The sequence below is a fragment of the Sphingomonas yantingensis genome (assembly GCF_014199325.1).
GTDB classification, from domain to species: Bacteria; Pseudomonadota; Alphaproteobacteria; order Sphingomonadales; family Sphingomonadaceae; genus Sphingomonas; species Sphingomonas yantingensis.
This window is the reverse complement of the sequence record NZ_JACIJJ010000007.1, coordinates 21,971-48,465: the sequence shown is the minus strand read 5'-3', so window position 1 is coordinate 48,465 and position 26,495 is coordinate 21,971. Positions and strand designations below refer to the sequence as shown.

Sequence of the window (26,495 nt, the reverse complement as noted above, 5' to 3'; positions counted from 1 at the left end):
AATGCGCGAGACCGGCCTGCCGGTCATCGTGCGGCTCGACGGGCGGCCCGTCATCCTGCTGGGCGACGGCGAAGCGGCGGAGGCCAAGCGCCGGCTGATCGAGCGCGCCGGGGCGGTGGCGGTGTCGGATCACCCCGACGCCCGCCTCGCCATCGTCGCGTTCGAGGACGAGCGCGAGGCCGTCGACGCGGCGCAGCGGCTGAAGACGCGCGGGCTGTTGGTCAACGTCGTCGATCGCCCGGCGCTGTGCGACTTCACGCTGCCCGCGATCGTCGATCGCTCGCCGGTGCTGATCGCAGTCGCGACGGGCGGCGCGTCGGCGGGCCTTGCCGCGGCGCTCCGCCAGCGGATCGAGGCCTGGCTGCCCGCGGGCGTCGGCAATCTGGCGCGCGCGCTGAGCGCGGCGCGCGGGGCGATGCGCGCGCGCTTTCCCGAGGGACCGGAGCGGCGGCGGGCACTGGCGCGGGCGCTGGAGCCGGGCGGCGTGCTCGATCCGCTCAGCGGGGCGGATGGCGCGAGCGTCGCGCGCTGGCTCGACCAGCCCAAGGCGGATAGCCGCGACCGTATGGAAACGATCGTCCTGACCTCACCCGACCCTGACGACCTCACCCTGCGCACCGCCCGCCTGCTCGCCAGCGCCGACCGCGTGTGTCACCGGGCGAACGTGCCGCCTGCGATCCTGGCACGCGCGCGCGCCGATGCAGAGCGGGTATTGTGTGAAATGGTGGAGCCGGCGCCGGGGCTGACGGTCGATCTGTCGATGGCGGGGTCGCGCGACCGCCTAGGCGAAATCGGGCAGTAGGCCGCCGAAGCACGCGATCACGGCCGTCAGATGCGCTGCCGCTGCGACGATCGCGGCGCGATCGGGACCCGTCTTCAAGGCGCGCGCGACCAGCACACCGTAGAGCGGAAACTGGAGCAGTCCCGCCATCATACCGAGGGGTCCCACGCCGCTGCCCTCGACCCACGACAGGAGCATCGAGAGCGGAAAGAGGAGCCGGGCCGCGATGTAGTCGCCGTGTCCGGCGCCTGCGGACATGATGGCTGTGACGAGCGCGGGAAGCGTGGCGAACGCGCCTGTGACGGCACCGATCAGCGAACTGTGATTTGCGCGGCCTATGCTGACAACTCGCCGATACACGCCCATCCTGGAGGTATCCGTTACCCTGCTCGCGACGACATGCGGCGGGCATCGGCGGCAAGTCTGCGCAAATCTCTCAGTTCCGCAAAAACCGTGCGATCTGGCCCATCATCAGGTCGATCTGCGGGGCGGCCTCCGCCACCACGTCGCCGCCGCCGGCTGAGTTGACCGCGATGCCGATCGGCGTCGGCCAGCCGCGCAGTGCGTGGACGATGCCGCGCAGCGCCTGAAGCGTTGTCACCGCCGCCTGCCACCCCGCCGCCGTCGCGACGAGCCCGACCGGCACGCCGTCGAAATAGACGCGGGCGTCCCCGTGGGTCATCTCGACATGGTCGAGCGCGTTCTTGACAAGGCCCGACAGCGTGCCGTGATAGCCGGGCGATCCGATCAGGATCGCGTCCGCCGAGCGGATGGTGGCGACGAAATGATCGACGCGCGCATTGGGCACGCTCGCCTCGGGATCGAAATTGGGGAAGTCGATCGCCTCGCCGGTGAGCAGCGTGGTGCGCGCGCCGGCGGCAGCGGCACGGTCGAGCGCGGCGGTCAGCAGCCGCGAGGTGGTGGAGGTGGGGCGAAGCGTCCCGCCCAGGCCGACGACGTGAAATCCCTGCATGGCCCCCGCGCTAGCCGATCCGGGCGGCAGGCTCCAGTGCATTGATGCCCGCATGGATACGGGCTTCGGCCTCTTCGCGCGACAGTGCGGGGTCCAGCGTCTCGCCGAAGCGGAAGGTGACGGTACCGGGCCGCTTCGGTCCCTTGCGCGGCCAGACGCGCGCGCTGTCGAGCGCGACGGGGACGGTGGGAAGCGCCAGCGTCTTGTAGAGCGCGGCGAAGCCGGCGCGGACGGGCGGTGCCTCGCCCGGCAGGACGCGCGTCCCCTCCGGGAAGATCAGCACCGACCGGCCCGCGGCGCGCGCGGCCTTTGCCTCGCGCAGCATCTGGCGCAAGGCCGTGGCCGAGCCCGAGCGATCGACGACGATCACGCCGTACTGCCGCGCGGCCCAGCCCCAGAGCGGAATTTCCGCCAGCTCCGCCTTCATCACGATGGCGGGTGCACGTAGGATCAGGGCGAGCTCGAACGTCTCGTAGAACGCCTGGTGCTTGGCCGCGTAGAAGCCCGGCTCGGCCAGCGGCGCCCCCTCGACCCGCGATCGCATCCCCATGATGCCGCGCGCGCACAGGCGATGCCACTTCAGCCAGCCCATCACGACGCCGAGCAGCGCGCGGCGGCTGAACCACGCAGCGACCGGCGCGGCGAGGACGAACCCCACCGACCCCCCGTAGAAGAACGCATCGAACAGCCAGGAACGCAGCCGGTTCATCATCCGTGATACCCGGCGATCAGCGCGACGCGGCGGATCAAGAGCTTGTTGTATTCGCTGAACAGCGTCGCGAAGCGGGCATTGGTGCGGACGGGATCACCGAAGATTTCGGTCTCGCTGCCCAGCGCGTTCTGAAGCTCGAGCTTGGCGCGCGCCATGTGCCAGTCCGACGTGACGAGGCGGACGGTGCGAAAGCGGTTGGTACGGACCCAGGCGGCGGTCTCGTCGGCGTTCGACCGCGTATCGATCGCTTCCTGCCCCAGGTCGACGCAGCAGTCGAAGATACGGCGCGGCGTCGTCTTGTAGATGGCGGCGAGTTCCCGCGGCCGCACGCTGGGATCGACGCCGGTCACGAGCATCCGCTTCGCCTCGCCCGCCTCGAGCAGGGCAAGCCCGCGGTCGATCCGCCCCGCGCCGCCGGTCGGCACGACGATCGCGTCGGTCTTCTGCCCCTCCAGCGGATGGCCGAGGCCGAGCAGGAACAGCGCGAAGCCGAGCGCATAGGCGAGCGCCACGAAGGCGACGACGCGCAGCAGCACGCTCACAGCCGCTTCGCCAGCGTGCGCAGCACGGCCGCGCGCGCCGCCAGCGCCGCCATCAGCGCGAACAGGAGCGGCAAAACCGCGAGCACCGCCCAGTCGCCTGCGCGCAGGCCGATGCCGGCGACGATCTCCGCCCCCAAGGCGCCTAGCCGGGTGCCGAGAAACGCGAGGAAACCCAGCGCCGCCAGCGTCCCGATCGCGCCGCCCATCAGCGTGTCGGTGGCGATCCGCCGCGCGAACAGCCGCGCGACCTGCACGTCGGTTGAGCCGAGCATGTGCAGCACCTCGATCGTCTCGGCATGGGTATCGAGCCCCGCGCGCGCTGCCAGCAGCACGACCGACGCGGTGGCCGCCGCGACGAGCAGGACGAGGCCCGCGGCCAGCCCGGCGAGCGTCGCGATGAACCCGCGCACGGGGGCCAGCCAGGTCGCGTGGCGGTCGATCCGTGCGGTCGGCGCTTCGGCCCGAACGACGCGCTCGACCGCGGCGACCTCGCCCGGATCGGTGAGATCCACGTCGATCATCGCCGGCATCGGCAGGTCGGCATCGAGCCCCGCCTCGCCCAGCCACGGTTCAAGGAGCGCGGCGAGGCGCGCGCGGTCGACTTCCTCAGCGCGCGCCACCTGTGGCAGCGCGCGCAGCTTCGCCGCGAGCGCCGGCCCGCCGCTGCCGTCGGTGATCTGCACCGTCAGCCGCCCGGCGAGCTCGGCATCGAGCGCGCGCGTCGCGGTCCAGGTGGCGAGGCCGAGCGCGGCGGCCAGCACGGTCAGGAACAGCATGATCGCCATGATCGATCGCATCGCCCGCATGGTGCGCGCATCGTCCAGCCAGCGATGCTCGGCGCCCGCGTGCTTCGTCGCCCGGCTCATCGCGCGGCCTCGGCCGGCGGGTGGCGCAGATTGCCGGTGGGGTCGACCAGCCGGCCCTTCTCGATCCGCATCATCTGCGCATCGGGTACGCGGCCGAGCAGATGCAGGTCGTGCGTCGCCACGACGACGGTGGTGCCAAGCTTGTTGAGACTGTCGAACAGGTGGAGCAGCCGGTCGGCCATGTCGGGATCGACGTTGCCGGTTGGTTCGTCGGCGACCAGCATCTCGGGCCGGTTGATGACCGCGCGCGCGATCGCGATCCGTTGCTGCTCGCCGCCCGAAAGCGTTGCGGGGCGCGCATCGGCACGGCCCGAAAGCCCGACCCAGGCGAGCATTTCCTGCACCGCTTCGTCCAGTTCCTGTTCGTCATGACCGGCAAGGCGCAGCGGCAGGGCGATGTTCTCGTAGGCGGTAAGGTGCGGGAGCAGGCGGAAATCCTGGAACACGACGCCGATCCGTCGCCGAAAGCCGGGCAGCCGCCCGCGCGGCAGCGTCACCGCATCCTCGCCGAACAGGCGGATGACCCCGCGGCTCGGCCGCTGGGCCAGATAGAGGAGGCGAAGCAGCGAGGTCTTCCCCGCGCCCGACGTCCCCGTCACGAAATAGAAGGCACCGGCGCGAAGGGCGAACGACAGGTCGGACAGCGTCTCGGGGCTCGATCCGTAGCGCAGGCCGACATTCTCGAACTGAACGATATTGGCCATGCCTGACGCTTGCGAGCCTCTTGAAGGCCGCGAGCCATCGCACGGCCCGCGCGCGGGCTCAAGTCAGGGTAAACCGTGCCCTCAGAACGGCAGCCACTTCGACTTCTCGGAAAAGCGCATATAGCCGACGTTCGCGCCCAGCCGCCAGCCGACGCCCAGCCGGATCGGGATCAGCACGACGTCGCCGCGGCGCAGGTAGGTCGCGGCGAAACCGCCGACGAAATAGACGCGCCCCTCGGCCGCGGGATAGCGGCGATAGAGTTCCTGCGAATCATAGAGGTTGTAGACGAGGACGAAGACCTTGTTCGCGTCGCCGCCCACGTCGAAGCCGAGCGACGGACCGGTCCAGTAGACCGGGCGCTGCCCCTCGATTTTGTGCGTCATCACGCCCGAGCCATAGCGGACGCCGACAACGAACGCGCCCGACGCCTCGCGCCCGGCGATATAGGCATTGGGGCGGCCCTGTTCGGACAGCACCTTCTCCAGCATCCCGGCAAGGCCCTGCGCGCCCTTGCCGAACACCCCCTCGGCCGCGCTCATCAGGTCGTCGCGGGCGAAGGTCTCTTCCGCAGCGGCGGTGCGCTCGGCAGTGACGGGGCCGGCCGGGGCGGCGGTCGTCGCGGTCGGTGCCGGGGCGGGAGCGGGGGGCGGTGCGGACTGCTCCACCGGATCCTGCGGGCCGGGGTCGACGGTCATCTCTTCCTGGCTCAGGCGATCCTGCGGCGCGGGGGCGCGCGGCGCGGCGCGTCCGTTCAGGTCGCCGTCGATCGCGGCGTTGGGGTCGATCGTCCGCACCTGCGCAGAGAGCGGCGCGGCTGCCAGCCCGACGCTCGCCAACGCGATCAGCCATTTACCCGACATTACGCTTCCCCCGGTCCCCGCGGCGCCCAGCCGCCCGTGTTTCGATACGATACACCGGGATCGCGTGAAGCGCCAATGAACGGACGGCGGATTGAGTCGATCGCGCGCCGGAACGAATCGCGTCGAAACCCGCACGGAAGCGGTTGATCGCCCCGATACCCCTCGCTATAGCCGCGCCTTCAGCGCCGATTGAACCCGGAGACGTGGGTGAGTGGCTGAAACCAACGCTTTGCTAAAGCGTCGTACGGGAAACTGTACCGAGGGTTCGAATCCCTCCGTCTCCGCCAGGTGCAGTTTCAGCACCGTCCGACAGCCTCCGATCTCCATTGTTTCGTAAGGGTTTCCGGGCGACAATCGTCCGATGAAGGCCGACGACATCCGACATCAGCCGGGGGCATCCGGGGGTATCGTGGGGGTACCCGCTCCTGGAGAGTGGGGGTATCCGGACGCCAGCGGACGATACTGGGGGTATCCGTGCTGACGGACACCGCCGCGCGCACGGCCACACCCCGCGACAAGGATTACAAGCTGGCAGATTCCGGCGGCTTGTATCTGTTCGTCACCGCCAAGGGCGCGAAGATCTGGCGCATGAAGTACCGGCACCTCGGCAAGGAGAAGGTGCTGGTGCTCGGGCCGTATCCGGCGACGACACTGAGGGTCGCGCGGACGATGCGCGACAAGGCGAAGGACGCGCTGGCTGCCGGGCGCGACCCGGTGCTCGAGGCGAAGCGCGTGAAGATGGTCGGCGAGGCGCGCGCGAACGACACGTTCGAGAAGCACGCGCGCGATTGGTTCGAGACGACGAAGGCACGCTGGCGCCCGGTGCACGCCGACGACGTGATCACCAGCATGGAGCGCGACCTGTTCCCCTCCATCGGCGCATACCCGGTGACCGACATCGACGAGCCGCTGATCCTCGCCGCGTTGAAGAAGGTGGAGAAGCGCGGGTCGATCGAGACGGCGCGGCGGCTGCGCCAGCGTGCCGAGCGCGTGTTCAAGTGGGCGAAGGCGCACGGTGCGGGCTGCGGCAATCCGGCGGCCGACGTGCGCGAGGCGATGGCGGCCGTGCCGAAGAAGCGAAAGTGGCCGGCGCTGACCGATCCCGCCGCGCTCCGCCAGCTGATCCAGGACGTCGATGCCGCCGGCGCGATGCCGACCACCAAGCTGGCGTCGCGGTTCATCGCGCTGACCGCGCAGCGCCCCGGGATGGTTCACCGAATGCCCTGGACCGAGCTGCACGGGATCGACTGGGCGAAGCCCGGCGAGCCGTCGCCCGCGGCGGTGTGGAAGGTGCCGAGCGCGCGCATGAAGCTCGAGTACGATCTGCGCGACAACGACGCGTACGACCACGAGATCCCGCTGTCGCAGGCGGCGGTCGATGCGCTGCATGCGGTGCAAGCGCTCACCGGGCGGGGCAAGATGGTGTTCCCGTCGGCATGGGATCCGTCCGACCCGATCAGCGAGAACGCGGTGTCGTTCCTCTACAAGCGCATCGGCTACAAGGGGCGACACGTGCCGCACGGGTGGCGCAGCGCGTTCTCGACGATCATGAACGGGCGCGTCGAACGCCAGGCGATGGGCGCGGAGCGGTACAACCTCGACCGTCTGATCGTGGACCTGATGCTGGCGCACAAGCCGGTCGGCATGTCGGCGGAGGAGTTCACGTACAACCGGTCGGCATACATGGAGCGGCGGCGCGAGCTGGCCGAGGACTGGGCGTCGATCATCATGGAAGGCGCGGTTCCGGCGGGCGAGGTGATGACCGGGAAGAGGCGGTCGACGTATCGCTAGCTCGTGACGATGCCGGGATCCGCTGCACTATTCTGGTACACAGGTGCCCGAGGAAATGCGGGGCTACTGACCCATGGGCCAATGCCATTAAGCCATACTAGGCAACGCCCTCCACCAAGCTCGATCGCCTCGTCCCGCGTCGGCTGATGGCGCATAATCTCGTCAATGATGAAATGACCGTTGCCGCGCTTCATACCGCTCCTCCTACGAAGAGGGCGGCGAAGCCGTCGCCTCGCCGCCATTCGTTCCGCGGTGGGCTATCGCCCTTGGCAGAGTACGCACCCGGGATGCGCTATCCAGTGGGCCGTCGCCCTTGGCAAAGCACGCAGCTGGATCTGCGTCGGTCCCCGATGCGGTGAACCTGACGGGCTACGCCCAAGCCGAATAATGGGTGATCGTCCAATCTTGTGCAACCGACTGGATGACGCGGCCCGCAGCGCATAGCATCCGGCCATGGTCGAGATCCCCGGCATCCGCGCGTTCCAGTTCGCCAGCGATATCGAGCAGATCCGGCTCGCGTTCGACGCGTCGATCGGTGCGATGGAGCAGGCGCATCGCGCTGCCGAGGAAGCGTATGATCGCTATGTCGAGAGCGGCGAAGACGACGACGAGTACGACGAGGACGGCGCGCTGATCGTCAGCACGCGCGGCGCGCTGCGGTGGGAAGCCATGAAGGCGTCGATGGCGCAGAAGGTGATCCGCGAGGCGTTCACGGGCAGCATCTTCCACTTCTGGGAGACGTCGGCGCGATATTGGACGGGCGACAACGACAGCGATTTCCGGGGGCTGCGTCGGGCGGTGCGCAAGCTCGGGTACGCAGTCGATGGCGACGGGCTGACGCTGCTGAACGAGGTCAACAACCTGCTGAAGCACGACAACATCGAGACGGGCGAGCGGGTGTTGAAGCGCGCGCCGCAGCTGTTCTGGAACGGCAAGCGACCGACGGGCAAGCACTGGCGCAGCTCGCTGCGGCTATCGAACGACGATGTCAGGCGATTCCTCGAAATCGTGCAGCGGTCGGGTCCGACCTATCCCTGACCGCCGGCGTCAGCGCGGATCCGCCAGCCAGGCCCGCACGTCGCTCTCGCGCCAAAGCGCCGGCCGCGAACCGGGGTCGATCTGGGGCGGGAATCGCTCATCCCGGATACGATCGTAGATCGTGCTGCGCTTGATCCCGACAATCCTCTCGACCTCGTCCAGCCGCAGGAACCGGTTTAGCTCGGGCGCGGACCTGGCGTCCGGACTCTCCGGGGGCGCGTCGTTCGATGGGTTTGCAGGGGCGCGCTGCGCGCGCGGTCGCGACAGGCCTTCGGGGGCGAACAAGCCGTAGATCGCGTCGATGGCGGCGTCGTCGACGAAGATGCTGTGCGTTGGGGTGGCGGTCGCGTCGAACGGCCGCCGGGGATCGATGGCGCAGGTCGCGAAGCGCAGCACGAAGTCGTCCAGTTCCCACGCACCCGCCGGAATCGCGACGGGCTCGCCGCCGCCGATCGGGCGGGCGTACGCCTTCATCCGTCCCTCTAGCAGCTGGCGACCGAGCAGGCGGATCGACGCCGCGACGACACCGCGTACGCGCTCGTCACCGGGATCGCCGAATGCCTCTGCGATCTGCGGGGCCCCGGTGCCATCCTGCAGCAGCGTGTATGTCGTTAGCACCTCGGCCAGCGAGACCCGGCCATGCGATCGCGGGAATGTTTCGGCGGTGTACGGGCACCAGGGCTGAACGGCGACAGCGATCATGACATTTGCAATACTGCAAGGATCGTCTTCCAGTTCTTAACGCGCCCGTGCAATCAAGTGGGCATGCCGCGTCTGACCAAGGATGATCCCGATTCGCTGATTGGCGGCGTGGAGTTTCGCGCCCGCCGGGCTGCGCTCGGTCTAGAGCGCCAGGTGATCATGGACCAGCTCGGCGTGAACCGGTCGTCGGTCGACAAGTGGACGCGTGGCGATGCCGCTGTGCCGCGGCAGGTACGCGAGTTGATCGAGCAGGTGGAGGACGAAGTCGAGGCGACGATCGAGTATCTCGCCGATACCGGATCGCATCTGTTGCTCGTCGAGCCGCAAAAGGGATGGCCTTGGGGTGAAGGACCTTGGCTTGTCGTCATCGCCAGCGCGCGTCGCCGTTTGGTTCAGGCCGGCGTACATGCAAAGATCGGTCCGGAGGTGGCTGTCCCCTCACCGGAGATTGGCAACATCGTGGACGTGGATTTCAGCAGGACAAATCGGTCCAGTCCAGACGCATAGTGAACAGGCTCATCGTGGCGGCACGGCTCGGCTGCGGACGTCCTCGACCTTGCGCCACACGCGCCGTGCGACGCCGAGCTTGTCTCGGCAGTCGGCACCCGCTTCGCGCAGATCGAGGATGTAGTTGGTGACCTGGCTCTCGCGCACCCGGGCGGCAGCGCCCTTCGGCGACGGCGCGCGCGGCTCGACATCGCAGGTCAGCTCGGCATCGGACATGGCCGGCAGCGTGGCGGCAGCCTGGCCAGCGGCGATCAGCGCGCGGTCGCGGGCGCCGGTGGTCGAGCAGCCTGCGAGCGCGAGCAAAATTAACACCGCAGCAAAAGCAACCGCCAATATGCCGCATTGGGCGAACCCTCTTTCGGCTTCTCTCAACGGGTTCACTTACCCTGCTCCTTCCGCAGATCGGCCAAGAAGTCATTCAGCCCGTCGCTGACCTCGGGATCGCCGGCCGCCTCGGCACGCGCTGCGGCGGCTTGGCGAATGACGGTGGTGCGCTCGATGCGCTCGACACGGGCCGTCGCTGCGGCATCCACCGCCGCCACCTTCTCGGCATCGATCTCGCGCTGCGCGGCGGCCTGCGCCTCGACCCGCTTCAGCGCATCCTCGGTCCGTTGCAGTTGGTCCGCCTGCGCCTTGATCTCGGCCCGCCGCAGTTCGATGCGCGGTGCCACGACGAGAAGCCAGAAGCCGACGATGACGCCGACCATCGCGGCGAGCGGCAGCACCCAGCGCATGGACGCGCGCAGGGCCTGCCAGCCTCCCCATGCACCGATCGTCGCCAACATCGCCGTGTCTCCCGTGACATGCGGACTGTGACGAATCGGCTCGAACTTATGCAATGCGTGCAGGCGGTTGCCCGTCAGCACGACCCGGCTATGGTCACGGCCGGGAGATCATCGTGGCAGGCAATCACAGCAAGGCGTTCGAGTACTTCGGGGTCGTACCTAAGAACATCAGGTGGAGCTGGTCAGGGCGCAGCCCTGACGGTTCGGCGGTGGCCGTGCGCCTGTGGCAGGACAAGTTCGAGGACAAGGGACGGCTGTACCGCAGTTGGTCGGACGACGAGCCGGGGGCGTGGAAGTCGCGGCCCGGATTCACCGAGCTGATCGAAAACCTGGCACACGCGCGCGACCATCTCGACGGCGTGGTCAGCGTGATCCTGCTGATCGCCAAGGACAAGGATGCCGTGCCCCGATCGATCGACCGCAGTTCGCCGGCGCCGAACCTTAAGATGCGCGTGGTCGAGCTCGACGAGACGGAGGGGACGTTCCTGCTCGAGCGCGTGGGCTAAGGGCGTGCTGGCTCTTGCCGACAACAACTTCGTCCAGCGAGACGGGCTACGCGAGTATCTCGACGCCTCCCCGGAAAACCGCGTCGCGATACCCCACACCGTCTTTGTCGAATGGCACAAGGGCGATGCCGCGAAGGTGACACGCCGGGTCCTTCAGCACGCGTGCGCGTATCCGAAGCGCATCGTCATCCTACGCGACACCCATTCGATCTTGCGAATGCGCGGTCAGCCCAAGCGCATCATGATGAAGCTGATCGACGAGCAGCAGACCCGCGACTTCCCGGCCTATTGCTCGGACTTCATCACCAGTCCGCTGACGCCCGACGTCGTCGCCAGCTTCGCCGCCCACGCGGAACGCGCGCGCAACGACGTCGACGCCTTGCAGGGTGAGGCGCACAAGATGCTCAAGCTGTTCGCAGCATGGGACGAGCGATTCACGCCACGCGAACTTCGCGAGCTCCACGGGCTCCTCGAGCGCGACAACCTTTTGTCCGACGGCTTGCAGATCAAGACATGGGCGATCGCCGAAGTTCTCGCCCGCCAGCTGCTGAAGGAACACGGGCTGGCCCGCATCGCCGACTATCCAGGGGAGCTCGTAAACACTTTGGCATTCCGATATGGCGCCACGACGATCGGGCTGTACGTTCGTATGCGGAACCGGCCCGGCGACTATCCGACCAAAGACCGCAAGGTATTGGCGCACCTGATGGACGTGAAGATCGCGGCGCAAGGCACGTACTTCGACGACTTCCTGACGCACGAGGATGGTCTGAAGCAGGCGTACGAGGTCGCGATGAGCCTGATCCGCGCGCTGGGCGGCTTTACCCGCTGCGGGCGACCAACCGGGTAGAACAGTGTTGATTTCCGACGGCCGTGGTAAAGGCGCCGACCATCTGGGAATGGCTCAGCTGGTAGGACAGCGATCTTATAATCGCGCAATCATGGGTTCGAATTTATGATTACCAAACAACAGGTCGCGAAGGCGAAGGAGGCGTTCGATCTCGCTTGGGGCGAGGCGGTAAAGTGTTCAGAGGAAGTCCAGCACGCGCTCGACATGGCGGAAATGACGCATGCCAGAGACGCCAGCGACACGTTCGTCAAGAAGGCGAAGCGCGCGCTCGAGGCGCACGACAACTGGTGCAGAGCCGCACAGAACGCCTCGAAACTGCTTCAGGGATATTTCGAGCAGTCGCAACCGAAGTGATCAGTCCGCCTCGCTGACCGGTGGTGCTGGCTGCGCCACCGTCGTCGTGGTCGTCACCTGCGCCACCGGCGCGCCGTCTCCTGCCGCGCTCGCCTCGAAGCTCGCCAGGCCGATGCCGCCCTTCAGCCGACCGACCGGGCCGCCGATCGCGAACGAGATGATCACAGCCAGCACGCCGGCCAGCATGCCGAGCAGCGCCCAGCCGAGGATCTCGAGCCGCTGCGCCTGCGTGTCGCTCGTCCAACCGCCAAGCCAGATGATCAGCACCATCGCGGCCGCGCCCGCCGTGCAGACGACGCCGGCGCCGAACAGCGCGATCGTCATCAGCCGGCGCAGACTCTCCGACTGGGGCGTCAGCTGCGGATTGATCGGCAACGGCGTACCCCCGTCGGTTTGAAGCGGCTGAGCGTCGATCCAGCGACGCAGGGTCGCGAAAACCCGCCCCGCCTTCACTTGGCCAGCTCGAAATGGGGATTGTCCGTCTCGCCCTTCTCGCGGCGCGCGCCATCCCCGTCCCAGTCCGCGCCATGGCGCAGCTTCACGCCCTTCTCGCGCGCGGCCTGCATCATCGCATCGGCGACCGCGTCGAACCCCCGCACGTCCTTCCAGTCGTAGGGCGCGGGCAGCAGGTCGACCGCTTCGCCCCACCCCGTCACGGGATTGCGCATGTGCCGCGAGATGCGGGTCCAGGTGACGATCTTGCCGGGCTTGGTGCGGCCCTGCGCGTACAGTTCGCTCTGCCGCGCCTGCGTGCGCACGCCTTCGACGACCATGAAGTCGACCTTCGTGATCTCGATCGCACGGCGCACGACCGCGACTAGGCGGGGATCGACGCCAACAAGCGCCGTCAGCGAGCGTTCGGACAGGGTGAAGGGCATGGGTCAGCCTCCGATGATCGTGGCGGTCGCGACGAACGCGACGGCACCGAGCGTGGTGAAGCGCCACAGGCGCGGGGACCGGCGCCAGGCGAGGAACAGGTGGCCGAGGCCCGCGACCATCGCGGTGATCACGGCAGTCGCGTTCACGACGAGCAGCCAGGTCGGCCAGTCGCCGCGGTCGACGGTCCAGAACACGAATCCGAACACCGCCGAGCAGATGAAGCTCATCGACACGAAGAAACGCAGCATGTGGCCGGCGTCGTAGTGGATGGGCGGCGGGGCATCGTCGGGCAGCGCCCGGAACGTCGCCATGCACGCGATGTCCCGGAGAGTGCACGCGATCAGCCAGCGGGGCACCGCCAGCCATTCGCCCAGCGCCGTCCGCCAGGATCCACCCTGCTCGCGCCAGGTCGTGTGCGCGATCGCACCGTAGTTGATCGCGACCAGCGCGCCGATCGTGCCCCAGGCGATGTAGAGGGCAATGAAGAACGCGATCACCGGAAATCCCCCGCACGCTCGGTCGCCTCGACGACGGAGCGGTGAACATCGTTGTGGCCGTCGATCGTGGCGGTGATGGTGGCGCCGACCAGCATCAGCCGATCGCCCGCCGCCCGCTTCTCGGCGATCGCGCGCCGCAGCTCGTCATGACCGCGAACCCGCGGCGTGAAGGCGCACCGAAGAACCCGACCCATCTCGCGCATGTTCACGACTGCCCTCCCGTCGCCGCCGGCAGGGCCTGCGGGTCGACGCCGACGGAGGGCGTCAGACCCATCTTCTGTTCAATGCGCTGGAGGGCGAGCGCGACGGCGTAGTCGGCCCTGGCCCCCTGGCGGGTGGCTTCGCCCTGCTCCTTCAGGATCTCGGCGAGCAGCTTGTCCTTCGCCAGATTGGCCCGAAGCAGGAAGGCGAAGGCCGTCCCGATGCCCGTCATGATGCCGCTGCTCAGGACAAGGGTGACGATGTCGGTCATGCACGCACCCGCGCCCGGTTCATCAGCGACCGGCCCCAGATCCGCTGCGCGCAGTCGTTGGGCGTTCCGTCATTGCGGAAGGTGTGGAAGACGTCGCTGTGCCACCCGTTGATGTCGGTGACGTCGGCCACGCCGTCGCGTTCGATCGTGCAGACGGTCGCGCCGAGGTCGATCAGGCGCTGCCCCTCTTCGGCGCGGCGCACGTCGTCGATGATGATCAGATGATCGAACATCGGCTCGATCTGGGCGTCTTCGATCACGGACGCGATCAGCTGCTCGAGCCAATAGGTCTGGCCGTATCGCTTGGCACGGTGCTCGCCGATCAGGATCAGGACCTGACGCGGGGACAGGCCGCCCAGCGCCTGCATCGGCACGTCCTTGTCATCACCCTTCGCATTCGCGGCCTCGTCGAAGCCAAGCCGGCGCGCCTCGACGCGGATCGCCCCGGCGATGGAGCGAACTCTGCCGGATGCTAGGCGCGCCAGCGCGGCCGCTACGGTCGACTTGCCCGAGCGCGGCCGTTCCGAATGCAGCCCGACGATGATGAGGTTTGCGGGAAGAAGCATGCGACGCAGTATCGCGTAACTCTGCTATCTTATGCAATTTGAAGTGACTGGCTCTTGGCACTTGGCCGGTTATAGTGCTGGCATGTCAAACGACCTCGAGCGCGAAATCCAACAGTCGGTGGCCTTGGGGCGTGCCTATTCGATGCAGGTCGCAAAAAGGCGCATCGACGAACTGTTCGCGCGCGTCGAAAAACAGCAGGCGCTCGATCCTGACGTCGAAGGTCCGTTCGATAACATCGTGCTCGAGGATTTGCGAACGAAGTTGATCGATACGGCGATGTATCGCGACGTCACCGAGGACGACCTGCTGAAGGCGAGCGGGCAGCACGAGAAGGAGTGGCTTGCCGAACTTCACGCGCAGACTGCGTTCTGGGATGCTTGCCGTGCGCAATCGGACAGCTTGCGCGTCTATTACGTCTACAACACTGCCGATCGAAAGCTGACCGTGCTTGCGAAAGATGCCAAATGCGCGAGGTTCTTCGCGCATCGGGCCGGCCATATCCTCGAGGAGAAGAACGGCAGCGTGATGGTCATGAAGCCCGAGGTCGAAGCTGCGCTTCGCCAGAGCGGGTCAGCCCTGGCGCGCGCGCTACGCGATGGTCACCCGGGCGTCGTCGAGACGCTGGGCAACAATGTGATCATGAAGGAATCCGAGCGCGTATTCACGCCGATGACGGTGGTACCGAAGCCCTAGTTCCCCGGGTCGGCTTCCTGCTGCGGGCAGAGGACGAAGCGGATCACGCCTTGCGCGAGGATCGCGGCCGCCTCGTCGGACGGCACCAAGATGCGCAGCCGGTCGCCCGAGGGCTTCATCACGCAGACGGACCGGTGCGGCACGCCGCCGATGTCGATGTCGTCATCCATCATGCTCTCCATCATGCGCGCGCGACAACGTACGCGGTCGCGAACGGACCGGCGTCGACGAACGGCAGGTAGATCTCGGTCGCGGGGTTGAACGCCAGCGCCTCGGTGATCGCGATGCCGACGTTGCTGACGACCGCGACGCGGCTGCCGTCAGTCGCCAGCGCGAGCAAGCTGGTTGGCATGGTCGCGCCGTCGATCAGTTCGGATCGCCAGTTCTCGAAATCGTCCGACACGCTGATGCGCCGGCGGTTGTCGAGTGCGGTCGCCGACGCGATCAGCACGTCGACGGTGCCGACGCGCACCATGCGCGCCGGGGTGGTCACGCCGTCTAGCGTGCGGGCCTTCGTCCAGTTGCGGCGATCGGTGCTCTTGAGCGTGCGACCGAGCGCGCCGACGACATGGACCTCGCCCGCGTCGGTCGCGGTGATGCAGTACAGCGCCTCGGTGACGCCCGAGTTGCGCGCGGTCCACCCCCCGGCAGCGAGCAGCGTCGGCGCGGTCTGGATGCCGCCGCCGTCGTGGATAGAAATGAACTCGCCGCCGGCCAAGGCGATGTTGTTCACGGGCGCTGCGACCGCACAGGCCGACAGGGTGAAGCTGACACCATCGTCGGTCGACCAGGCGAGATAGTCCCGGTTCGCCTGCCCGCCGCGGGTGCATCCGCCGAAGATGACCAGCGTGCCGTCGAAGGCCTTCATCCGCAGGCCGGAGACGGCAGTGGATCCGCCGATAGTAAGCATTCCGTCGTTGAGCTTGCCAGTGCTCGACCAGTTCTGACCATCGGTCGTTTGGAAGAGGCTGCACACGGTGGACAGGGTGTGCCGCACCATCAGGAACAACTTGGTCTGCGTAGCCGCGAATTCCGGGGTGCCGCTGATGGTGCTGCCCAGCGGCACAAAGCCCGTCGCAGGCTGCCAACTGCCGGGCGTTCCATCGGGTGAAACGTAGACGCGGAAGGTCGTGCCAGAACCGGTCAGCGAGCCATATCCGTACCACTTTCCCTGCCAGCGGATGGCCGCCGTCATATTCGTCGCCGCGAGCACGCTCGCGAAGTTCGACGCCGGTCGATTGACCGTCGCCATCCGCGCGGCGAGCTGCTCGTTCCCGGCGATCGGGATCACCCGGCGGTCGAGCTTCTCCAGCCCGACCAGGTCCGCGCCCGACGCGCCGTTCGCCAGCGTGACGAACTCGCCGATCCTGCGGCCCGTGCCGCTCGCGCCGCCTTCCAGTTCCGGTCCCATGGTCAGGCCTCCGCAGCGGTGTAGGGGATGCCGACGCTGTCGCCGGCGATGCTGACCGGGCCACGCGTAGGGATGCGCAGCACCGCGCCAGGCTTCAACGGCACGCTGCCAGGCGCGTTCTTCACCGCGTTCCCACCCAGGAAATTCACGTGCAGCGTGCCCGCGTCGCCAGCGTGGACGACGAAACGCGACAGAACCTTCTCATCGACCTGTTCGAACAGCGGCTGCGGGGTGTTGGCGACCGCGATCGATCCTGACCGGTCGGTCCATTTGCCGATGTTCACGTCGATCATCGGGTTCACGCGCACGCGCACGCCGTCACCCTGGACGTAGACAAGGTCGCTCTGGGCGTCGGCCATCTGGAAACTCCATGCACCACATGCGCAGCAAATCGCACGGAGATTAGCAGAGTTAAGTCATGATGTGCCACTCGACTGGCGTGCCGGCCCGATCTTACCTGCTTGTCGAATCGTTCCTACTATGTTCTGTTTAAGCGCATGGAGCGAATCGACACGACGCGGCTGCGGGCCGCCATCCTGCACGCCCCGGGCTGGGCGCGTGTTGGCATCACAATGCCGGACGAGCGGCTGCGCGAACGTGCGGCGACGGCGCTGGTCGAGGCGATAGTGGACGAGCTGGAGCCTGGTGAGCGGCGGGACCCCAGGCAGATTTCGCTGGCGCTATGAATCCGAAGGTCTCGAGCTAGGGTCTGTGCTGGAGGTCATTTTGCCACAGCCGATCAAGCTAAAGTCATGGAACCCGATGCCCGGCGCCGTCTTGCAGCGGCCCGAACACGCTATGCGCATCGCGGCGATTGCGGCTGAGTGGACGCAGATCGAGTTCAGCATGATCAACCTGCTCGCTGGGTCATATGGTCAGACGCTCTACAACGAGAGTGGACCGTACGAAGCCCAACACAATCCAGTTGCGGTCGCTGCAATGCAGGCGGCCGAGACGATCCGTTCGCGGCTGAAGCTCCTCGATCTCACGCTAGGCAAGATGGTGACGGGCACCTCGGTCGAGGCGGAATGGCTAGCAGTGCGCGACAACCTCCAGAAGCGCGCTCGCGAACGTAACAAGATCGTTCATGGTAGCTGGGGCATCATGATCAACGAGCCTGACGAACTCGTGATGCACACGTCCGACGGGTATTTCAAATGGACCGTACGGGACTTCGAGGACGTGCTTGAGCGATTGGTGACATTGCGCTGGGCCGTAGTCGATCTCACAAGCCAAATCACGGATGCCGTGCACGCAGGCGAGATTCCGCAGGGTATCATGGGTCCGATTACCGGCTGGCTTTCAGACCGCGCTGACGGATCAATGGAAGCCTAAGCTCAACGTCCCCTCAGGCGTGGAAGCGGCCCCCGTTCATGAACAGCAGCTGCCGCGAGCCGTCGACGTGCGTGATGATGTGCGCGACCGCCCAGCTCGACGGACCCTTGTTGTAGCCCATGTCGAGCGCGCAGGCGCCGGCCATCCACAGTCCATCACGCACCGCCGGGGCATGCCCGTGGCCGATGTTCATCTTCGGCGACATGCGGGACAGGTTCACCGCCGATCCGCGTGATCCGTTCGGCCCGAGATGTCCGTGCTGCGAGCATTCGATCCCACCGGCGATGACGTAGCTGTCGTCCTCGGTGATGAAGCGGACGCCGGCCAGGCCGTCCTTCACGAACCCGCGCAGGACGTCCTCGAAGATGTGCGGCTTGCGTCCGGCCTCAAGCGTGCGCTTGTAGAATTCGTGCTGCGTCTTGAGGAAAAACAGCACGTTCCGCTCGTTGTCCTCGGCGCGATAGTCGGCCTCGTCGAGCCACCGGGTGAGTGCGTTGTCGTGGTTCGACTGGATCACCACCGACGTGCAGTCGTCGCGGCGCGTTGCCTTCAGAAACCGCGCGCATCGCTCGAGCTCGCGTTCGACGTCGTCGCATCGCAGCCGCCGCATCAGCAGGCGCCACAGGTGGTCCTTGATGTTGTGGTGGTTGCGCGGCGCGAAGTCGGACAGGTCGTGGAAGAACTGGTGGCGCGGGCGAAGCCGCCCGACCAGGCTGTCGCGTTCCCACTTGCGGCGCACGCGACCTTCGACCGGATCGTACCCCCACGTCGCGCGGGCGACCTCGGGATCGAGCTTCTCGTGGTGGACGTCGCCGGCCTGGATCGCTTCGACCCTGTGTCCGCGCGAAACCAGACCATCCTCGACCAGCACGTCCAGATCGCGGAAGGTGCCGGTGTCATGGTCGGCTTCGATGTGGCGGGCCCAGCATCGCCCATCGGGCAGCATCTCGAGAATGACGCAGCCGATCGTGTGCCAGCTCTCCGCCTTCAGGCCCGCCTTCTTGCCGACGTAGTTCGGCAGGGTGCAGCACCCGGTCGTCATGGTTGCCTTGTATGGGGCATCTTTCATGCGCGGCACGCTGTCGAGCGCCTGTTTTGCGTGCGGGAAGATGCCCCACCTCGGCCCGGTGTAGGCGTGCATCCCGGAGAGCGGGGTGACCGCCGTCGGCAGCGTGTTCATCTCGCCGGCGAAGTCCATCGCGTCGCCGAACTGGACGCGGTTGTCGAAGAGGTGCGGTTCGACGTCGGGGTGCCAGAAGTTGCCGGCCTTCTCGTGCGACGAGTACAACGACTTGTTGTAGGTGAAGCCCGAGACGATCACCTCTGCGCCAAGGTCAATCGCGTACGCCTGAAGGTTGCGCCAGAACGGCTCGTGGATGTCGGTCGCGTCCTGCGCGCCGGTCAGCAACGCGCGGAAGACGCCACTCTCCGGGGGCGGAATGTGCCGCGGCTCGATGTTGCGGCGCCAGACAAAGGAGGGTGCGACCTCGTCTTCATCGTCACCCTCGTCGGCGGGCTCATCGTCATAGGTTTGCGGGAAGATGACGTGAACGTTGTCCAGGTCGCCCAACAGCTTGATCGAAGAGGGGCGACCACCCTTGTAGGTCGAGATGCGGCCCTGGCTCATCTCCTCGAGCGTCAACACCCGGGCGCCCTCGTCGCGCAGTCGGTTGCGCTCGTACTGGATCAGCTTCTCGCGCACCGTGACGGTCGACAGGCCGAGATGGCGGGCGACGGCGGACTGGCTGCCCATCTCGTCGAACAGCGCCTTCACCTCGCGCTGGCGCGGCGTGATGTGCGTGAAGGCCGGATCGTTCGCGGCGGTGCCGTCGGGCGGACGGTGCTCGATCGGCTTCTCGCCCATGATGCGACGGTACTGGCGCACGTGTTTCGACGCGGCGTTGTACGAGATGCCGAGGATCTCGCCCGCACGCTCGATCGAACCCACCTGTTCGGCGAGCTGCACGATCTCGCGCTGACGTTGCGTGACTTCCTTCAAGGCCGACCCCTTCCTGTTACGCGCCGGATCGCTGTAGCATCACATAGCTCTGCCAAACTCAAGAGGACGCTTGGGGCTTACTTTTCGAAGTCCCGGGATGGGACAGCCGCTACGCATCAGAATATGACCTCTGTCTGGACCGACGCCTCGGCCTCGGTGACCGGTCTGCCGATGTCGAAGAACGACCCGCCGGTATTGGTGAGAAGGATGGTGTTGATCCCATTCTGGCCGACGACGGTGTCGCCGCAGCTTCGATCCTTGCTGGTGATGGACAGGGTGAAACTGCCGACCGTGGCGGTGGTCGTGATCAGCGGATAGGCTGCGAGATCGCCGAACGCCGTGCCGGAGGGGACGGCCTGACCCTGCATCGTCTGGCCGTTTGCGATCAGCAGGTTCACGACCTTATGGCCGTCGCCGCTCACCCTGGTGCCCATGTCCGTCGGACTCGGGAAAATCGCTGTTTCGGTCCCGTAGAGAAGCGTCTGAGTCCCGGTTCGAATGCTGTTGGTAACAACCCCGTTGCGGACCTCGATCAAGAAGCTGTCGATCCGCTTGTTGTAGACACGGCGATGAATGTTGTTCGGGTTCTCTGCCGGTGTCGGGATGCGGAAATCGTACGCAGCCGTCGCATAGTCGGCGGTGAAGTAGGACGTCCCGCCCGAAGCGTAGAGGAACCAGGTCCGCTCGGGCGGCCTGCCATTCTCCGGAGGCAAGTTGCCGCCACCGCCTTGCGGTACGGGGAATGTCGCGCGCCGGGTGCCATCGTCGCGGCGAAAGATGTAGCCGGTCTGGCCAACTGCGACCGCGTTCAGGCGCCCGACCGGATAGGTGGGGGGATTGCCGGGATCGCCGCCGCCGGGACCTTCGCCGCCGCCGTTTTCCTGCTCATCGCGGACGATGGCGCTCGTGCGCCGCTGCATCTGCCCGAGCATCAGGTCTGCGGCCTGGGCGGCAGGATGATCGGATAGCCGCGAACCTTGGCCGTGTTCGCCCCCGGATAGTGCCGATACGCGAAGCCGAACTCGTAATAACCGGCTGCCGTGGTGTCGGGTGCGGACCCGCGAGGCGCCCAGACGCTCACCTCGAAGCCAAGTGAGCCGGTGCCCTTCGTGATCATCAGCGTCACCGGGATGTCGACGCCGGTCGGCGGGCTGCCCGAGCGTTCGTAGGCGAGCGTCGGCCAATCGCCGAGGCCGAACGAGATCGCGGTCTGCCCGACGATGTTCATCTCGAACACGTTTGCCAACGAGACGTCGATCTGCAGGTTGCCCTGCACGCCGCCCAGATCGATCACCGTCTCGCCGTACGATCGCATCTCCGGGTGGTTGAACGGCATGCCCTGCATGTCCGCGCCGAGCCCGAGCGTCATCGCGCCGGACCGCTTCATCACGGCGTTCTCGTACCGCTGAAAGTCGGTGTCGGCGGCGGGGGTGCGCGTCGTCGCGCCGATCGCGGGCGCGCCGCTTCGCCCATTGCGGGGCAGAACGTCGCCGGGTTTGGGCGACCGCGCCTGTAGCCGCTTTAGGTCGCGTTCAATCATGGGTTCAGGTCCACCATTCGATCGGTGCTGAAGGGATATTCGCCGAGATGTCGCGTCACCTCGAAATCCGGCGTGCCTGACGTCGGAGCCATCTCGAGCGTGAAGCTGGTCTGCATCTGCTCGGCCATGCGCGCGAGGTCGTACTGTGCCGGCAGTTCGTACTGCGTGAGCAGCTGCTCCTGCACGTTGTACGGCTTGTCGACCGACGCGGCGACGATGCCCATCGTGGTCAGCGGTCGCACGGCGTACGACGGCGGGAAGATGGCGGGTTCCAGCCGCTGCGTACCGGGCGCGGCCGCGATGGTGATGCGCGCGACGCCGCGCACGAGGTCCGCCTCGATCGCCACGACCTTGCCGACCATCGATCCGCCGGGGATCGAATCGTCGGCGATGCGCATGCGCTCGCGCCCGGTGATCGTGCGCACGTCCTCCCACGGCACGTCGAACGACGCGCGGATGATGCGCACCCCGCTGATCAGCTTCGCACGCGCCTGAAGCATGCCGTATCGGATCGCGCGCACTCCCGGCGTGGGTGAGCGCGTCACCGTCTGAATATTTCCCTGCGGGGTGGTGACGGTCAGCTGCTGCGTCGCGCCAAAGAAAATCCCCATCGCCGGTCCGCCCGACGGGCTGTAGTCGAGAAGGAGCGGGGCCCATTTGCCGAAGTCGGAATAGAGCGACGCCCCGGTGATGTGCGCCGCGGTGCAGACCCAGATCGCACCGTCGAACTCGCACCGCTGACCGGCCCCTACCGCGACACCGGCAACCCATGCGGGGGGCGTGCCGCTGACCAGATCGCGGCGCAGGTTTCGGCACTCGAGCTCGACCGTCTCGGTCGTGCCCTGATATCCGGCGATCTCCTGCCCCTCCCACACCAGGCTGAATGTCACGGACTCGCGGCGATTGGCCGTCAGGACGGTCGTCGCCAGCAGGTCGACATCGAAGAACATGCGCCGGAAGCGCAGCTGGGTCGGGGTGCGCGCCTTCGCGGCGTCAAGACTGCGGTTGCCACCGGCGACGCCGGTGAAGACGCGGCTCAACTCGTTGACCCCTGCGGGCGGGCTGCGCGGTTCGACCGACGACTGGATTACCGTCCAGTCGCCGATGCTCTCGCCGACCTTGGGGAAGTCGCCCCAATCCGGCGACGAGATCGTGCCGAAATACCCCTCGTTGCCGAGCGCGTTCGCCAGGTTCGCGACCACCGGGAAGCTCTGCTGCCACTCGGCCTTGATCGTCACATCGACCCGACTGATCGGCTGCGCGGGCTGCTCGAACTCAAGCGAACCCTCGACGAACCCGCTGCCGATGTCGATGAAGCCGGAACCCTCGATCAGGTCGACCAGCACCGGGGGCAGATCGGACCTGCCCCAGTGCAGCAACGCCGAGCGGCTCGCGAGGACGAGATCCGCCGTGCGCTTGTCGGTCGGGTCGGAGAATAGCCACCACGGATCGTCGTTGATACCCGCGAGCGCCGCGATCTCGATCTGCTCGGCGCTCGACGCCACTTGGCCCTGCTCGGTGTACGTCAGCGCCGGCTTGCACATCACCGTCAGCGTGACCGTGCGGCCCGCCGGACCGATCGGCCAGCCCTCGATCCGCCCGATGAAGGACAGCTGCACGACGCCGGCGACCATTTCGGAGATGAAGACCTTGCGGCGACCGCCGGGCGAGAAAACGCCGCCGGGCGTGGTCACGACCTCGCATTCGATCGACCAGAAGTCGGTTTCGGTCCAGCGGGGCCGTGCGTCGACCAGGTCGAAGTCGTTGCGCGCGTGCAAGACCGGATCGAAGACGTCGGCCTCGTCCACCAGCGCGATGAAAATGTTACCAAGCGTCGGTTCCATCAGCGCTCCTCCCCCGTGAGCGACCAGCTGACGTTGGCGTTGGCGACGTCCTCGGTGACGTCGAGATCATCGACGATCACGGTCAGGATCGGGCGGAACGCCGTGACCATCACGCCAGCGGCTCCGTGCGCCAGCTGGACCAGCATGCCGTCCACTTCGCCGAAGCGCAGGATCGAGCCGGGCATCGCCGGGCGTGGCAGGTTCGCGTCGGCGACGTCACCAGCCAGGTCGATGTGTCCCGGCCAGCCGATCACCACGGTATCGCCTTTGCGAATGCCATCGAGTGCAGGTTTGCGGGCGGCTTCGCCGGACAGCGTAAACCGATACTTGTCGAATTGACGCCGGCGCAGCGAACGGCGGGTGCCATTGGCTAGGCGCACGATCTCTCCGCCCGTCTCGATGAAGGAGAGTTGAGCGCGCACGTTGCGCGTCGTGCGGTCGAGCGGCTTGGCGCCGTTGATGGTCAGCCAGGTCCAGGGGATCGTCATCACTGACTCCAGGCCGGCGACGGGCCGGTGCGGTTCTTCGCGGTGCGGGCCGCGAGGTTGTCGAGGGTGGGGTCGTCGGCGCGGCCGCGCAGTTCGACCTGGCCCCCCTCGGAGAGCATGATCACGACGGGGCGCTTGAACTGGCCGTTCGCATCCGCGCCGCCGCCCGCCTCGAGCGCGGCACGGCGCAGGTCGGCGTCGAACCTGCGGCCATCGTCCTTGGGCGCGCCTTGGGCAGCGATCTGCTCGAGCGTCTTGTTCGTTTCGTCTTGCTTCGCGCCGAAGCTCGAGAACGTGCCGGCGAACCCGCTGTCCTTGAACCAGTCGAAGGCGCCGCGCGGGCCGTTCTCGAACGGATCCTTGCCGCCGTTGCGCTTCTTGCGCGCTTCGGTCGCGGCCATGCTGTCGCGAACGGCCTGAACGCGGTTGTCGTCGGCGTACATATCGTAGTTGGACGCCGCCGCGTTGGCCTTCTCTTCGAGCCAGCCACCGACGCCAGGAATCTTCGCGAGCAGCGACGCGATGCTGCGCAGGAACGACGCGAGCGCGTTCTGGATTCCGGCTTTCAGCAACTTGCCGATGTTGCCGATCTCGTCGCCCATCAATTCCCAATTCTCGACGAGGGTCAGGACGAGGAAGGTGATCAGGCCAATGATGGCGGCGATAACCAGGAACTGGGGGACCGACAGGAAGAGGAACGCGGCCATGCTCTTCACCAGGCCGCCGATCGCCGCGAAAACCTTCCAGATCGTCTGCACGACGCCGAGCGCCCGATCCATGACGAGGAGGAATCCGATCGTGTAGGCCAGAAGTTCGGCGAAGCTGCTGAAGTCGAAGTAGCTTGCGAGATCACGACCAACGGCGACGACTGCCTTGCCCACCGGGCCGAGACGGTCGGCAAGGGCTGCGAGCTTGTCGCCGATCCAGTCGATGATCGAGCCGAGCAGCTCAATCGTGCCCCGGACGACGGCGAAGCCGTCCACGATCCCGTCGAACAGCGCGCCGATGGCACCGCGATTATCCCACAAGAAATTGACCAGCTTCGTCAACATGTCGCGGACCGCGAACAGCGGCGCGAACTGCTCGGGGTCGTATAGCGTCTCGCCCTTCTCGTTGATGCGCGCGCGGTTCTCGCGGCCCGACACCAGGTCGCCGAGCGCGTCCCGCTTCGCGAACATCTTCTGCGTGTCGATGTCGGCACCCTTCGGCGCGCCCTTGCCCGATAGCAGCGCGTAGGCCTGCTTGATCGATGCGATCAGCTGGCGAACCCTATCGATCGCCTGCACGAGGTTCACCAGAATGCCTTCGCCGGTTTCGTCCAGAACGGAACTGACCTGGCCAGAGGCCAGCGTCGTGATGGCGGCCGCCGCCTGATTCAGCCAATGTGCAATCGCCGCGAAGGACTGTTCGAGCGTCCTGACACCCGGACCGACCTTCGGTGCGATGAGGCGGCCGATCGCGAACACGCATGCCTCGATCAGCGCGTACATCGATACGAAGAAGTCGAGGAACCCGTTGCCGGTGAAATTGCGGGTGCGGATGGCGTTTGTTACCATCAATACGCGGTCGAAGATCCCGACCAGCACGTCGCTGATCTTCGGCAGCTGGACGCCATACCCGGCAAATACGGCGCGCATGTTGCCAACCGCATCGGTTAGGCGCACCGCAGCGCGCACCACGCCGATGAAAATGTCCACCAGGAATTTGGCGGCGCGCGCGATGGCATTCAGCACCCGCTCGAAATCATAGCCGCCATCGACGGCCTGCTCGAAGCGATCGGCAAGCGGGCGGATCGCAGCTGCCAGGTTGGCACCGAATCGGGTGAACGCGCCGTTCGCGTTGAGCGTGCGCAGGAGGAGCGTCGCGGCGTTGACGATGCGACGGAAGGCCTCGTCGAGCTCCCCGTTGCCGATAGACACCTTGGCGAGGAAGAACGCGTTCGACAGCCGGCCGAGCGCGACGCGGGTCGTATTCGACGCCTCGAGCGCCGCGTCGGCATACTGCTGATTCAGCGCGCGACCGAAGCGGTCGATGAATTCCTTTGAATCGATCTGCGCGTCGCCGACCGCTTTCAGGAACGCCTCGACCGATATCCCGTACGCTTCGGCGGCGAGCGGGATCGCGCCATCGACGGCTTCGGCCAACTGCCCCTTGAGGTCTTCGGACGTGACCGCTGATTTTCCGGCGATCTGGTTCAAAGCCGTGAAAGCGCGGCCCAGCTTCTCGTCGTCGATGCCGAGCACGACGGCCGCGTTGCCCAAGCCGGTGAACAGTTCGCGCACCTGTTCGAGCGGCACGCCGACTTTGCCGGCGGACGCCTGCAGACCGATGTACTGCTGCGCCAGGTTCTTGATCGACGTGCCTGCGTCGTCCGCGACCTTCTGGACGAAGGCCAGATCGTCGGCGGTCTGGCGGGCCGATCCGGCGTTGACGTCGCTCAGCTTGCCATCGGCCGACCCCCTGAACAGCGGCTGCCCCTTGGCATTCCCGATTTCGCCGTTGATGGCACGCAGCGCGAGAACGATGCTCGTCAGTTCGGCGGAGCTGTCGGTGGTGTCCTTGATACCCTTGGCAAGCGCGCCGAGGCCGACCGCACCTACCAGGCTGAGCGTGCGCGCCAGTTCGCGCGCCTGACGTCCGGCGTCGCCGATCGCATCACCGATCCCACGCCCGGCATTCGCGAGCCTGCCCGTTGCGGAGCCTGCGGCGTTGCCCAGGTCGCGCAGTTCCCGGCGCACCCGGTCGGAACCGAGCACGCGGAAGAACACTTCGATGTTGGACCGCTGCGTGCTCGCCAT

Annotated in this window: 35 protein-coding genes and 1 tRNA gene; 11 read left to right on the top strand and 25 right to left on the bottom strand. The window is 66.8% G+C overall.

What is annotated here, in order from left to right; genetic code table 11:
* The first annotated feature begins 1 nt into the window (after nucleotide 1).
* Complete coding sequence (locus FHR19_RS16875; protein WP_184030972.1) at nucleotides 2-802, top strand: precorrin-2 dehydrogenase/sirohydrochlorin ferrochelatase family protein; 801 nt, start codon at nucleotides 2-4, stop codon at nucleotides 800-802.
* On the opposite strand, the gene FHR19_RS16870 is transcribed toward FHR19_RS16875, so the two are convergent.
* The 7 genes from FHR19_RS16870 to FHR19_RS16840 all read right to left on the bottom strand — a co-directional run bounded on the left by FHR19_RS16870 (nucleotide 782) and on the right by FHR19_RS16840 (nucleotide 5,439).
* Nucleotides 782-1,147, bottom strand: a complete 366-nt coding sequence (locus FHR19_RS16870; protein ID WP_184030970.1) for a hypothetical protein — start codon at nucleotides 1,145-1,147, stop codon at nucleotides 782-784. The genes FHR19_RS16875 and FHR19_RS16870 overlap by 21 nt on opposite strands.
* Before the next feature lie 70 nt (nucleotides 1,148-1,217).
* On the bottom strand, nucleotides 1,218-1,754 hold the full coding sequence (locus FHR19_RS16865; RefSeq protein ID WP_184030968.1) for an NADPH-dependent FMN reductase: 537 nt from the start codon (nucleotides 1,752-1,754) through the stop codon (nucleotides 1,218-1,220).
* Nucleotides 1,755-1,764: 10 nt separating this feature from the next.
* The gene (locus FHR19_RS16860; protein ID WP_184030966.1) at nucleotides 1,765-2,463 is read right to left on the bottom strand and encodes a lysophospholipid acyltransferase family protein; all 699 of its coding nucleotides are present in this window, start codon (nucleotides 2,461-2,463) and stop codon (nucleotides 1,765-1,767) included.
* Nucleotides 2,463-3,002, bottom strand: a complete 540-nt coding sequence (locus FHR19_RS16855) for an ElyC/SanA/YdcF family protein (RefSeq protein ID WP_184031105.1) — start codon at nucleotides 3,000-3,002, stop codon at nucleotides 2,463-2,465. Before FHR19_RS16855 ends, FHR19_RS16860 begins: the two co-directional genes overlap by 1 nt.
* Before the next feature lie 2 nt (nucleotides 3,003-3,004).
* Nucleotides 3,005-3,874 (bottom strand): cell division protein FtsX, encoded by an 870-nt coding sequence (locus FHR19_RS16850; RefSeq protein ID WP_184030964.1) that lies wholly within the window; start codon nucleotides 3,872-3,874, stop codon nucleotides 3,005-3,007.
* Nucleotides 3,871-4,578, bottom strand: coding sequence for a cell division ATP-binding protein FtsE (ftsE, locus tag FHR19_RS16845; RefSeq protein ID WP_184030962.1), 708 nt, complete (start codon nucleotides 4,576-4,578; stop codon nucleotides 3,871-3,873). The genes FHR19_RS16850 and ftsE overlap by 4 nt, the downstream gene beginning before the upstream one ends.
* Before the next feature lie 81 nt (nucleotides 4,579-4,659).
* A complete protein-coding gene (locus FHR19_RS16840; RefSeq protein WP_184030960.1) occupies nucleotides 4,660-5,439 on the bottom strand; it encodes a DUF1134 domain-containing protein in 780 nt (259 codons plus the stop codon).
* A gap of 197 nt (nucleotides 5,440-5,636) precedes the next feature.
* Here FHR19_RS16840 and FHR19_RS16835 point away from each other — a divergent pair.
* The 3 genes from FHR19_RS16835 to FHR19_RS16825 all read left to right on the top strand — a co-directional run bounded on the left by FHR19_RS16835 (nucleotide 5,637) and on the right by FHR19_RS16825 (nucleotide 8,268).
* A tRNA-Ser gene (locus FHR19_RS16835) sits at nucleotides 5,637-5,726 on the top strand.
* 187 nt (nucleotides 5,727-5,913) lie between these two features.
* A complete protein-coding gene (locus FHR19_RS16830) occupies nucleotides 5,914-7,230 on the top strand; it encodes a phage integrase central domain-containing protein (protein ID WP_184030958.1) in 1,317 nt (438 codons plus the stop codon).
* Between the two features lie 453 nt (nucleotides 7,231-7,683).
* A complete protein-coding gene (locus tag FHR19_RS16825; RefSeq protein ID WP_184030955.1) occupies nucleotides 7,684-8,268 on the top strand; it encodes a hypothetical protein in 585 nt (194 codons plus the stop codon).
* A gap of 9 nt (nucleotides 8,269-8,277) precedes the next feature.
* Here the strand turns inward: FHR19_RS16825 and FHR19_RS16820 are convergent, their stop codons facing one another.
* Complete coding sequence (locus FHR19_RS16820; protein ID WP_184030952.1) at nucleotides 8,278-8,970, bottom strand: helix-turn-helix transcriptional regulator; 693 nt, start codon at nucleotides 8,968-8,970, stop codon at nucleotides 8,278-8,280.
* 63 nt (nucleotides 8,971-9,033) lie between these two features.
* Between FHR19_RS16820 and FHR19_RS16815 the strand changes: the two genes are divergently transcribed.
* Nucleotides 9,034-9,477, top strand: a complete 444-nt coding sequence (locus FHR19_RS16815; protein WP_184030950.1) for a helix-turn-helix domain-containing protein — start codon at nucleotides 9,034-9,036, stop codon at nucleotides 9,475-9,477.
* A gap of 9 nt (nucleotides 9,478-9,486) precedes the next feature.
* On the opposite strand, the gene FHR19_RS16810 is transcribed toward FHR19_RS16815, so the two are convergent.
* Both FHR19_RS16810 and FHR19_RS16805 read right to left on the bottom strand, forming a co-directional pair.
* A complete protein-coding gene (locus tag FHR19_RS16810) occupies nucleotides 9,487-9,858 on the bottom strand; it encodes a hypothetical protein (protein ID WP_184030948.1) in 372 nt (123 codons plus the stop codon).
* Nucleotides 9,855-10,343 (bottom strand): hypothetical protein, encoded by a 489-nt coding sequence (locus tag FHR19_RS16805; RefSeq protein WP_184030946.1) that lies wholly within the window; start codon nucleotides 10,341-10,343, stop codon nucleotides 9,855-9,857. Before FHR19_RS16805 ends, FHR19_RS16810 begins: the two co-directional genes overlap by 4 nt.
* Before the next feature lie 32 nt (nucleotides 10,344-10,375).
* Between FHR19_RS16805 and FHR19_RS16800 the strand changes: the two genes are divergently transcribed.
* The 3 genes from FHR19_RS16800 to FHR19_RS16790 all read left to right on the top strand — a co-directional run bounded on the left by FHR19_RS16800 (nucleotide 10,376) and on the right by FHR19_RS16790 (nucleotide 11,972).
* A complete protein-coding gene (locus tag FHR19_RS16800; RefSeq protein ID WP_184030944.1) occupies nucleotides 10,376-10,768 on the top strand; it encodes a hypothetical protein in 393 nt (130 codons plus the stop codon).
* A gap of 4 nt (nucleotides 10,769-10,772) precedes the next feature.
* Nucleotides 10,773-11,618 (top strand): hypothetical protein, encoded by an 846-nt coding sequence (locus FHR19_RS16795; protein WP_184030942.1) that lies wholly within the window; start codon nucleotides 10,773-10,775, stop codon nucleotides 11,616-11,618.
* Between the two features lie 105 nt (nucleotides 11,619-11,723).
* On the top strand, nucleotides 11,724-11,972 hold the full coding sequence (locus tag FHR19_RS16790; RefSeq protein ID WP_184030940.1) for a hypothetical protein: 249 nt from the start codon (nucleotides 11,724-11,726) through the stop codon (nucleotides 11,970-11,972).
* Here the strand turns inward: FHR19_RS16790 and FHR19_RS16785 are convergent, their stop codons facing one another.
* From FHR19_RS16785 to FHR19_RS16760, 6 genes are all read right to left on the bottom strand, one after another.
* Nucleotides 11,973-12,347 carry a hypothetical protein gene (locus FHR19_RS16785; RefSeq protein ID WP_184030938.1) on the bottom strand — a complete coding sequence of 125 codons (375 nt, stop codon included), beginning with the start codon at nucleotides 12,345-12,347 and terminating at the stop codon, nucleotides 11,973-11,975.
* A gap of 74 nt (nucleotides 12,348-12,421) precedes the next feature.
* The gene (locus FHR19_RS16780; protein WP_184030936.1) at nucleotides 12,422-12,850 is read right to left on the bottom strand and encodes a M15 family metallopeptidase; all 429 of its coding nucleotides are present in this window, start codon (nucleotides 12,848-12,850) and stop codon (nucleotides 12,422-12,424) included.
* Nucleotides 12,851-12,853: 3 nt separating this feature from the next.
* A complete protein-coding gene (locus FHR19_RS16775; protein ID WP_184030934.1) occupies nucleotides 12,854-13,348 on the bottom strand; it encodes a hypothetical protein in 495 nt (164 codons plus the stop codon).
* Nucleotides 13,345-13,542 (bottom strand): hypothetical protein, encoded by a 198-nt coding sequence (locus FHR19_RS16770; RefSeq protein WP_184030932.1) that lies wholly within the window; start codon nucleotides 13,540-13,542, stop codon nucleotides 13,345-13,347. The genes FHR19_RS16775 and FHR19_RS16770 overlap by 4 nt, the downstream gene beginning before the upstream one ends.
* Before the next feature lie 11 nt (nucleotides 13,543-13,553).
* Nucleotides 13,554-13,820 (bottom strand): hypothetical protein, encoded by a 267-nt coding sequence (locus FHR19_RS16765; protein WP_184030930.1) that lies wholly within the window; start codon nucleotides 13,818-13,820, stop codon nucleotides 13,554-13,556.
* Nucleotides 13,817-14,386, bottom strand: a complete 570-nt coding sequence (locus FHR19_RS16760; RefSeq protein WP_184030928.1) for a hypothetical protein — start codon at nucleotides 14,384-14,386, stop codon at nucleotides 13,817-13,819. Before FHR19_RS16760 ends, FHR19_RS16765 begins: the two co-directional genes overlap by 4 nt.
* Before the next feature lie 82 nt (nucleotides 14,387-14,468).
* Between FHR19_RS16760 and FHR19_RS16755 the strand changes: the two genes are divergently transcribed.
* Nucleotides 14,469-15,080, top strand: a complete 612-nt coding sequence (locus FHR19_RS16755; protein ID WP_184030926.1) for a hypothetical protein — start codon at nucleotides 14,469-14,471, stop codon at nucleotides 15,078-15,080.
* Here the strand turns inward: FHR19_RS16755 and FHR19_RS16750 are convergent.
* The 3 genes from FHR19_RS16750 to FHR19_RS16740 are packed head-to-tail and all read right to left on the bottom strand — an operon-like array spanning nucleotide 15,077 to nucleotide 16,850.
* On the bottom strand, nucleotides 15,077-15,250 hold the full coding sequence (locus tag FHR19_RS16750) for a hypothetical protein (RefSeq protein ID WP_184030924.1): 174 nt from the start codon (nucleotides 15,248-15,250) through the stop codon (nucleotides 15,077-15,079). The two genes, FHR19_RS16755 and FHR19_RS16750, sit on opposite strands and share 4 nt — an antisense overlap.
* A gap of 11 nt (nucleotides 15,251-15,261) precedes the next feature.
* Nucleotides 15,262-16,491: a beta propeller repeat protein gene (locus FHR19_RS16745; protein ID WP_184030921.1), complete on the bottom strand. Its 1,230-nt coding sequence runs from the start codon at nucleotides 16,489-16,491 to the stop codon at nucleotides 15,262-15,264.
* Nucleotides 16,492-16,493: 2 nt separating this feature from the next.
* Nucleotides 16,494-16,850, bottom strand: coding sequence for a hypothetical protein (locus FHR19_RS16740; RefSeq protein ID WP_184030920.1), 357 nt, complete (start codon nucleotides 16,848-16,850; stop codon nucleotides 16,494-16,496).
* A 102-nt stretch (nucleotides 16,851-16,952) separates the two neighbouring features.
* Between FHR19_RS16740 and FHR19_RS16735 the strand changes: the two genes are divergently transcribed.
* Nucleotides 16,953-17,177, top strand: coding sequence for a DUF6771 family protein (locus FHR19_RS16735; RefSeq protein WP_343053318.1), 225 nt, complete (start codon nucleotides 16,953-16,955; stop codon nucleotides 17,175-17,177).
* 25 nt (nucleotides 17,178-17,202) lie between these two features.
* The gene (locus FHR19_RS16730; protein ID WP_184030918.1) at nucleotides 17,203-17,826 is read left to right on the top strand and encodes a hypothetical protein; all 624 of its coding nucleotides are present in this window, start codon (nucleotides 17,203-17,205) and stop codon (nucleotides 17,824-17,826) included.
* A gap of 13 nt (nucleotides 17,827-17,839) precedes the next feature.
* Here the strand turns inward: FHR19_RS16730 and FHR19_RS16725 are convergent, their stop codons facing one another.
* From FHR19_RS16725 to FHR19_RS16700, 6 genes are all read right to left on the bottom strand, one after another.
* Nucleotides 17,840-19,825: a sigma-70 RNA polymerase sigma factor region 4 domain-containing protein gene (locus FHR19_RS16725; protein WP_184030916.1), complete on the bottom strand. Its 1,986-nt coding sequence runs from the start codon at nucleotides 19,823-19,825 to the stop codon at nucleotides 17,840-17,842.
* 116 nt (nucleotides 19,826-19,941) lie between these two features.
* Entirely contained in the window at nucleotides 19,942-20,757 is an 816-nt protein-coding gene (locus FHR19_RS16720) for a hypothetical protein (protein WP_184030914.1), read from the bottom strand.
* Nucleotides 20,757-21,365, bottom strand: a complete 609-nt coding sequence (locus FHR19_RS16715) for a hypothetical protein (RefSeq protein WP_184030912.1) — start codon at nucleotides 21,363-21,365, stop codon at nucleotides 20,757-20,759. Before FHR19_RS16715 ends, FHR19_RS16720 begins: the two co-directional genes overlap by 1 nt.
* The gene (locus FHR19_RS16710) at nucleotides 21,362-23,209 is read right to left on the bottom strand and encodes a hypothetical protein (protein WP_184030909.1); all 1,848 of its coding nucleotides are present in this window, start codon (nucleotides 23,207-23,209) and stop codon (nucleotides 21,362-21,364) included. The genes FHR19_RS16715 and FHR19_RS16710 overlap by 4 nt, the downstream gene beginning before the upstream one ends.
* On the bottom strand, nucleotides 23,209-23,697 hold the full coding sequence (locus tag FHR19_RS16705; protein WP_184030907.1) for a hypothetical protein: 489 nt from the start codon (nucleotides 23,695-23,697) through the stop codon (nucleotides 23,209-23,211). Before FHR19_RS16705 ends, FHR19_RS16710 begins: the two co-directional genes overlap by 1 nt.
* Nucleotides 23,697-26,495, bottom strand: a complete 2,799-nt coding sequence (locus FHR19_RS16700; protein WP_184030905.1) for a tape measure protein — start codon at nucleotides 26,493-26,495, stop codon at nucleotides 23,697-23,699. The genes FHR19_RS16705 and FHR19_RS16700 overlap by 1 nt, the downstream gene beginning before the upstream one ends.